This window comes from Streptomyces sp. NPDC006510 (assembly GCF_040611955.1).
In the GTDB taxonomy this organism is placed as follows: Bacteria; Actinomycetota; Actinomycetes; order Streptomycetales; family Streptomycetaceae; genus Streptomyces.
This window is the reverse complement of record NZ_JBEXPH010000290.1, coordinates 1-7,811: the sequence shown is the minus strand read 5'-3', so window position 1 is coordinate 7,811 and position 7,811 is coordinate 1. Positions and strand designations below refer to the sequence as shown.

Sequence of the window (7,811 nt, the reverse complement as noted above, 5' to 3'; positions counted from 1 at the left end):
GTCCGGTCGGCCGCTGCCCGCCGCGGCCGATGCGCTGCGCTCGACGCTGCTGACGGCGGCCGGGCAGCGACTGGGCCTGGTGGTCGCCGCGGTGGACGTCCGGGTGACGGAGCTGCTGGACACGCCGCCCGAACGACCGGCTCCCGGCCCCACCGAGGTGCGCGGGGCGCGGGCGGAGGGGGCGGCGGGGATCGCGGCGGCGGGTGTTCCGGGCGTGGTGACGCTGACCCGGGTGCTGGGTCAGGCGGTGCACACGGGCCCGGACCACGTACGGGTGGAACTGGCGACGGACCCGGGCCACCGGGCGCTCGACGTGACCCGTGCGGTCCGGGTCGCCGTGGCGGCCGCGGTGGAGGGGAGTCCCTCGGTCGCGGTGCTGGTCACCGCGGTGGTGGAGCAGGGCTGAGCCCGCGGCCGAGGAAGCGGGCTCAGTCGGTGATGCCCGCCAGATCGCGCAGCCGGCGGCCCTGCGCGGCACGTTCGGCGACGCGCTGCTCCTCGTAACCACGGGAGACGGCACCGCTCAGCAGCGCCTTGGTCTCGACGACGGCGTCGCGCGGGGCGGCCAGCAGCGCACCGGCCAGATCGCGGGCCGCGGCGTCCAGCTCATCGGCGGGGACGACGAGGTTGGCCAGGCCGGTGCGCTCGGCCTCCTCGGCATTCACGAAGCGGCCCGTGGCGCAGATTTCGAGCGCGCGGGCGTACCCCACCAGGTTCACCAGTGGGTGCGTGCCGGTGAGGTCGGGCACCAGACCGAGGCTGGTCTCGCGCATGGCGAACTGCACGTCCTCGGCGACGATCCGCAGATCGCAGGCGAGGGCGAGCTGGAAGCCGGCACCGATCGCGTGCCCCTGGACGGCCGCGATCGACACGATGTCGTTGCGGCGCCACCAGGTGAACGCCTCCTGGTACTCGGCGATGGTCGCGTCGAGCTCGGCCTCCGGGCCACGCGCCATGTCGAGGAAGGACGGCTCACCGTCGAACCCCTCGGGGGTGAACGCCTGTCGGTCGAGACCCGCGGAGAAGGACTTGCCCTCGCCGCGGAGCACGACGACCCGCACACTTCCGGGCAGTGCCCGTCCGGCCTCCGTCAACGCCCGCCAGAGAGCGGGGGACTGAGCGTTGCGCTTGGCCGGATTGGTGAGGGTCACCGTGGCGACCGCGTCGTCGACGGTGAGTCGTACGCCGTCCTTGTCGAGCACAGAGTCGAGCGAGGTCATGGGGCGCCTCCGGATCGGTTCAGTCAGCATGCAGAGCTAAGTGACTGAACAGTAACCACCCGGTCGGCATCGCTGCCGACCGGGTGGCCACCGCCGAAACCGGTGAGCCCCGGGACGGGCCTGACGGCCTGCCCCGACCGCCGAAGGCCGTCAGGCCGTGGCGGCCTTCTTGCCCCGTGTCGCTCCGCCGCGTCCTCGCAGCGTGACTCCGGACTCACTGAGCATCCGGTGGACGAATCCGTAGGAGCGGCCGGTCTCTTCGGCCAACGCCCGGATGCTCGCACCGGAGTCGTACTTCTTCTTCAGGTCTGCCGCGAGCTTGTCGCGCGCGGCGCCGGTTACCCGGCTGCCCTTCTTCAGAGTCTCGGCCACCCGTGCCTCCTCATGGGAAGTGCGCTCTGGACTCTCATGATCACCCCTCGGGAGCTTCCTGGCCACCCATTCGGCAAGGTCCGTGCAACCCGGTTCCCCGCCGCGGAACGGGCCGACACGACCGGAATCCCGCATTCCGTGGGGCTGTGGCGGCAGGCAGGGCAAGGCCCGGGACGAACCGGCAGGTCAGGGCCACACGGGGTTCGCGGCCGCCATACGGGTGCGCCCGGCAGGTAGCTGCCGGGCGCCGCGCCGGGGTACGAGACGTACTCACACAGATGATGGATCACGCGTAGGCCGAATGATCCAGACGAAGTGGATCAGACGGCAGCGGGCCGGGTCAGGCCAGTGCGACCAGGTCCTGGTAGTCCGCGCCCCACAGGTCCTCGACACCGTCCGGCAGCAGGATGATGCGCTCCGGCTGGAGGGCCTCGACCGCTCCCTCGTCGTGCGTGACGAGGACGACGGCGCCCTTGTACGTGCGCAGCGCGCCGAGGATCTCCTCGCGGCTGGCCGGGTCGAGGTTGTTCGTCGGCTCGTCCAGGAGCAGCACATTGGCGGAGGAGACCACCAGGGTCGCCAGCGCGAGACGGGTCTTCTCGCCGCCGGAGAGGACACCCGCGGGCTTGTCGACGTCGTCGCCGGAGAAGAGGAAGGAGCCCAGCGTCTTGCGGACCTCGACGAGGTCGAGGTCGGGCGCCGCGGAGCGCATGTTCTCCAGGACGGAGCGGTCCGGGTCGAGGGTCTCGTGCTCCTGGGCGTAGTAGCCGAGCTTGAGGCCGTGGCCCTCGATCACCTCGCCGGTGTCGGGCTTCTCGGCACCGCCGAGGAGCCGCAGCAGCGTGGTCTTGCCCGCGCCGTTGAGGCCGAGGATGACGACCCGGGAGCCCTTGTCGATGGCGAGGTCCACATCGGTGAAGATCTCCAGGGAGCCGTACGACTTGGACAGGCCCTCCGCCATCAGGGGGGTCTTGCCGCACGGCGCGGGCTCGGGGAAGCGGAGCTTGGCGACCTTGTCGGAGACCCGGACGGCCTCCAGACCGGAGAGCAGCCGCTCGGCGCGCTTGGCCATGTTCTGCGCGGCGACGGTCTTGGTGGCCTTCGCGCGCATCTTGTCGGCCTGCGAGTTGAGGGCCGCGGCCTTCTTCTCGGCGTTCTGCCGCTCGCGCTTGCGGCGCTTCTCGTCGGCCTCGCGCTGCTGCTGGTAGAGCTTCCAGCCCATGTTGTAGATGTCGATCTGCGAGCGGTTGGCGTCGAGGTAGAAGACCTTGTTGACGACCGTCTCGACGAGCCCGGCATCGTGGGAGATCACGATGAAGCCGCCGCGGTAGGTCTTGAGGTAGTCGCGCAGCCAGACGATCGAGTCGGCGTCGAGGTGGTTGGTCGGCTCGTCGAGCAGCAGGATGTCGGCGTCCGAGAAGAGGATGCGGGCCAGCTCGACGCGGCGGCGCTGACCGCCGGAGAGCGTGTGGAGCGGCTGTCCGAGCACCCGGTCGGGCAGGCTGAGCGCGGCGGCGATGGTGGCGGCCTCGGCCTCGGCGGCGTATCCGCCCTTGGTGAGGAACTCCGTCTCCAGGCGCTCGTACTTCTTCATCGCCTTCTCGCGGGTGGCGCCCTTGCCGGTCGCCATCCGCTCCTCGTTCTCCCGCATCTTGCGCAGGATCTCGTCGAGGCCACGGGCGGAGAGGACGCGGTCGCGGGCCAGCACGTCGAGGTCGCCGGTGCGCGGGTCCTGCGGGAGATAGCCCACCTCGCCGGAGCGGGTGATGGTGCCGCCGACGGGGCTGCCCTCGCCCGCGAGGCACTTGGTGAGCGTGGTCTTGCCCGCTCCGTTGCGGCCGACGAGGCCGACGCGGTCGCCCTTGCTGATACGGAAGGAGGCGGACTCGATGAGAATGCGGGCGCCGGCACGCAGCTCGATGCCGGAAGCGGTGATCACGGTAAAACTCCAGGGCGGGTTGGACGGCGGACGGGACGAGGGCGGAGGTGTCTCGACGCCGCTAATGCACAAGGAGAATTGCCATGCGGGCCATTCTACTGGCGGTGTGCAACTGCTTTTCCGCGTGCACCCACGGCACTTGCCGGGTCGGTCGCCGGGCGTCGCCGCCCCACTCCACCGTGCAACCAAAAAGGGCATCACGGTGTGAACCGACTGATACTCGGCGGAGTGCGGAGGTGGCCAGACCACCGCGTCCGGAGCGGAGGGTGGTGCCCATGCAGTTCGACGACGACGCCGACCTGGACACGTCCGAGGTCCAGGACGTGCGCGGCAGCCGGATCCCGGGCGGCAAGGCCACCGTGGGCGGCGGCATCGCCGGACTCCTCGCACTGATCCTGGGGCTGCTCTTCGGCGTCGGCCCCGATCAGCTCGGCCTGTCGTCCGGCGGCCCGGACACGGCACCGACCGCGTCGTCGGCGGCACAGGTGGAGCAGTCCTGCCGGACCGGGCAGGACGCGAACACCAGGGACGACTGCCGGACGGTGGCCGTGGTCAACAGCGTGCAGGACTACTGGGGGCAGGAGTTCCGCCGGCGCCAGGGCACGTACACCCCTTCGCGCACGGTCCTGTTCAGCGACCGGATCGGCACCGCGTGCGGCTCCGCGACCTCGGCGGTCGGGCCGTTCTACTGCCCGGGTGACCGGCAGGTCTACCTGGACCTGGGGTTCTTCGACGAGCTGCGGACGAAGTTCGGCTCCGGCGGCGGCCCGTTCGCCCAGGCCTATGTCGTCGCCCATGAGTACGGACACCATGTGCAGGATCTGATGGGGACGCTGAGCCGGTCCCAGGACGGCCGGACCGGCGCGAACAGCAACGCGGTCCGGGTGGAGCTCCAGGCGGACTGCTACGCCGGGGTCTGGGCGCACCACGCGACGGCCACACCCGACGAATCGACCGGGCGTCCTCTGATCACCTCGCTGACACAGGCGGACGTCCGGGACGGACTCGACGCGGCGGCCGCGGTCGGCGACGACCGGATCCAGGAGAAGTTCCAGGGCCGGGTCACGCCGGAGTCCTGGACGCACGGCTCGGCCGCGCAGCGCCGGCAGTGGTTCACCACCGGATTCCGCAGCGGCGACATGGCCGACTGCAACACCTTCCGCTGAGTCCCGGGTCCCGGGGCGGTGCCGCACGGGAGCTGCCGGGCCATTGTCAGTGGCTGATGGAAGACTGAGACGCAGATCACAGAAGCGGGTCACGGGAGTACGAAAAGGGGTGAGCGTCATGGCAGGCGCACCGGCCGGCGTTCCGACGATCTATCCGACGATTCTGTACGACGACGCGAGGGCCGCGATCAGAACACTGACGGAGGGCCTCGGCTTCACCGAGGAAGCGGTGTACGAGGGCGAGGGCGGCCAGGTGCTCCATGCCGAGCTCTCCTGCGGCAACGGCAGGGTGATGCTGGGCTCCAAGGGCCGCGACGGCGTCTTCGCCGAGGCGATGCGGGACGCGGGCCCCGCCGGTGTCTACGTCGTGGTCGACGAGGTGGACGCGCACCACGCCAGAGCCGTGGAGCACGGGGTGGAGATCCTGATGCCGCCCACCGATCAGGACTACGGCTCGCGCGACTACATGGCGCGGGACGCCGAGGGCAATGTGTGGAGCTTCGGTACGTACGCGCCGGGGTCGGCGGACTGACGGCCGGACGGGCCCGGTCCCGGGGCCCGTCCGGCGCGGGGTGTCAGGCGCCGCCGGTGTGCACCTGGAAGGCGGCCCGGCGCACCGCCTTGGCCAGCGCCGGGTCCGGGTGCGCGGCGGCCAGGGCCACCAGTACCTGCACGGTGCGCGGGTGGCCGACGGCCCGTACCTCGTCCAGCAGGGCCGGCACGGTGCCCTGGACGGCCGAGTCGAGATGGCGGACCAGCAGCCCGGTCTCGCCGTGGTCGGCGACGGCCGCCGCGGTGTCGACCCAGAGCCAGGTGGCCTCCTCCCGGCTGAGGACGTCCTGGGCGTCCTCGGGGTCGGCTCCGTCGTACTCGGCCAGCCAGAGCAGCGCGTAGGGGCGCAGCGAGGGATCGGCGACGACGGAGCGAACCTCGGGCTCGGCCGGGGCGCCGACGACCCGGAGCGCCTCGAAGGCGAGCCCCCGCAGGAGCGCGTCCTCGCCGCGGGCGACGGCGAGGAGTTCCGCGACGGCACTGCCGACGGGGCGGGCGGCCAGCCAGGCCCGGTATTCGTCGCGGGCCGGGCCGGGGGTGAGCCGGGCGCAGCCGAGCAGCATGTCGGCGGCGGACTGCTCGATGTTGCCGGCCGGGCTCTGGGCCGCGACGCAGATCTGTTCCAGCTTGACCCAGACCGCCCAGTTGCCGAGCGGGGTGAGGGTGGCGTGTCCGGCGCCGAGGGTGAGTGCGCCGACCGCGGCCAGGCCGTCGAGGGCCCAGTCCAGCAGGAGCGCCACCAGGGCGGCGGGGTGCGCGGTGGGTGCGGATTCGGCCGGTGCGGGCAGCGGCTGGGGTCCGTAGGGCACTTCGCAGCGCTCCTCGTGGAGTTCCGCGACGCGCTGGCCGAGCAGGTCCAGCAGAGCGGGCACGGTGACCGGGCCCGCCGAGAGCTGGAGGAGCGAGAGGACCTGCGGCACGGCCTCGACGGCCTCGGCGACCGCGGTGGACTCGATGTCCGCGGGTGCCGGGTGGACGAGCGACCAGGCGTCGAAGAGCGCCACCCAGCCGCGGAGCACGGCGGAGTCGTCGCGGTCCCAGGCCCGCAGCCGCCAGCCGGGGCGTGCGGTGTCGCCGTGCAGTTCGACGAGGCCGGCGAGCCTGGCCCGGTCCCAGCCGGAGCGCACCTGGGCCGGGGACAGTTCCAGAGCTGTCGCGGCCCGTTGGAGTGCCTGGGCGGCGAGCGGTGGTGCGCCGGGGATCGCGCCGTCGGCTGCCCAGCGGGCGATCCGTACGGCATCGGCGAGGGCCGTCCTGGCCTGCCGGGCCAGTTCCGACCGGGGCGGAGTGCCCTCCGGTGGGCGGGGTGCCGGCCTGGTGCGCCGGGTGGTCACGGCCTTGCGAGCGGTAGCAAGGGGTCGCGGGCGGACAAGTCGCAGCCTGGAGTCGCGCGGGTTACGGGACGTCACGGGGAGCAGTCTTGCTCCTGACGGCCCGAAAGCCCAAACGGAACCCGAATTCCCGGTGGAGGGGCCGGCGGGCGGGGCCCGGGACCAATCGGCCGATCCCTCGCATCGGCTCACATCAGGGGCGTCAGGAAGCGGCGCAGGGTCTCTTCGTAGTGGGCCGGATCGGCATTCCACATCGCCGCATGCGGAGCCTGCGGTACGGCGTGCAGGGCGATCAGGTCCGGGCGGCGGGCGGCGAGGTCGCGGGACGGCTGCCAGGGGGCGAGCCGGTCGTCGGGCCCGTGGAAGATCAGGGTCGGGACGTGCAGTGCCGGTGCGAGGGAGCCGTCCAGCAGCCGGGCGCCGTGCAGTCCGGTCTGTCCCTGGGCGGCCCGGACGGCGAGCGGCAGCAGGGCGGCCGGGACGCCGCGGGCGACGGCCAGGGCGCGCAGCGTGGTGACCCAGTCCAGCACCGGGGAGTCGAGGACGAGACCGCAGATCCGGTCGCGCAGCGCGGAGTTGACGGCCGCGTGCAGCGCCATGGAGGCGCCGGTGGACCAGCCGTGCAGGACGACCTTCTCGGCCCCGTACCGCACGGCGAAGCGGATCGCGGCGTCCAGGTCGCGCCACTCGGATTCGCCGAGATGGGCGAGGCCGTCGGGGGAACGCGGGGCTCCAACGTCGCCTCGGTAGGCCAGGTCGAGCACGGGCAGGCGCAGGTCGTACAGGAACCTCATGACGTTCATGGGGTGTTCCCTGGTGGTGCCGAGGCCGTGCACGGTGATGACCCAGGTGTCGCGGGGGCCGGGCAGGAACCAGGCGGGCAGGGCGCCGAGTTCGCCGGGGATCTCTACCTCCCGGTGGTCCAGGCCGAGGGCCGAGGACGGGTCGCCGCTGTGCAGTTGCGGGGTGACACGGACCTTGGCCCCAATCTCCAGGCTGCCGCGGTCGACGCGTTCCAGTCTGCGGACGACGGTGTCGGGGGCGTGGTGGGCGTGCTCGATCACCGGGCCGATCACGGCGTGGACGTCCTTGCCCGTCAGTCCGTACGTACCGGGCCGCAGGGCGGTGAAGGAACGGGTCAGGGTGACCTGCCCGGCCGCGGTGGCGTGCACGGTGAGTCTGCGGTCGGCGGGGAGCGGCCGGCCGGACGGCGCCCTGAGGGCGGCGTCGC

The 7,811-nt window shown here is 72.3% G+C and carries 7 protein-coding genes and 1 pseudogene; 3 read left to right on the top strand and 5 right to left on the bottom strand.

The genetic code is table 11. From position 1 onward, the window contains the following. Positions 1-406, top strand: a pseudogene (locus ABZY11_RS41165) (hypothetical protein); the annotation flags it as partial. A 22-nt stretch (positions 407-428) separates the two neighbouring features. Here ABZY11_RS41165 and ABZY11_RS41160 read toward each other — a convergent pair. The 3 genes from ABZY11_RS41160 to ABZY11_RS41150 form a co-directional block, all read right to left on the bottom strand. Next, positions 429-1,220 carry an enoyl-CoA hydratase/isomerase family protein gene (locus ABZY11_RS41160; protein WP_356484072.1) on the bottom strand — a complete coding sequence of 264 codons (792 nt, stop codon included), beginning with the start codon at positions 1,218-1,220 and terminating at the stop codon, positions 429-431. Between the two features lie 150 nt (positions 1,221-1,370). Further along, positions 1,371-1,592: a helix-turn-helix domain-containing protein gene (locus ABZY11_RS41155; RefSeq protein ID WP_018518904.1), complete on the bottom strand. Its 222-nt coding sequence runs from the start codon at positions 1,590-1,592 to the stop codon at positions 1,371-1,373. 340 nt (positions 1,593-1,932) lie between these two features. Beyond that, complete coding sequence (locus ABZY11_RS41150) at positions 1,933-3,531, bottom strand: ABC-F family ATP-binding cassette domain-containing protein (RefSeq protein WP_356484071.1); 1,599 nt, start codon at positions 3,529-3,531, stop codon at positions 1,933-1,935. A 275-nt stretch (positions 3,532-3,806) separates the two neighbouring features. Here ABZY11_RS41150 and ABZY11_RS41145 point away from each other — a divergent pair, with 275 nt between their 5' ends. After that, positions 3,807-4,697: a neutral zinc metallopeptidase gene (locus ABZY11_RS41145; protein ID WP_356484070.1), complete on the top strand. Its 891-nt coding sequence runs from the start codon at positions 3,807-3,809 to the stop codon at positions 4,695-4,697. Between the two features lie 118 nt (positions 4,698-4,815). After that, positions 4,816-5,229: a VOC family protein gene (locus tag ABZY11_RS41140; protein WP_356484069.1), complete on the top strand. Its 414-nt coding sequence runs from the start codon at positions 4,816-4,818 to the stop codon at positions 5,227-5,229. Between the two features lie 43 nt (positions 5,230-5,272). Here ABZY11_RS41140 and ABZY11_RS41135 read toward each other — a convergent pair whose 3' ends face one another. Continuing rightward, positions 5,273-6,583, bottom strand: coding sequence for a hypothetical protein (locus tag ABZY11_RS41135; RefSeq protein ID WP_356484068.1), 1,311 nt, complete (start codon positions 6,581-6,583; stop codon positions 5,273-5,275). A gap of 185 nt (positions 6,584-6,768) precedes the next feature. Next, a partial coding sequence (locus ABZY11_RS41130) for a hypothetical protein (RefSeq protein ID WP_356484067.1) occupies positions 6,769-7,811 on the bottom strand: 1,043 nt, incomplete at its 5' end.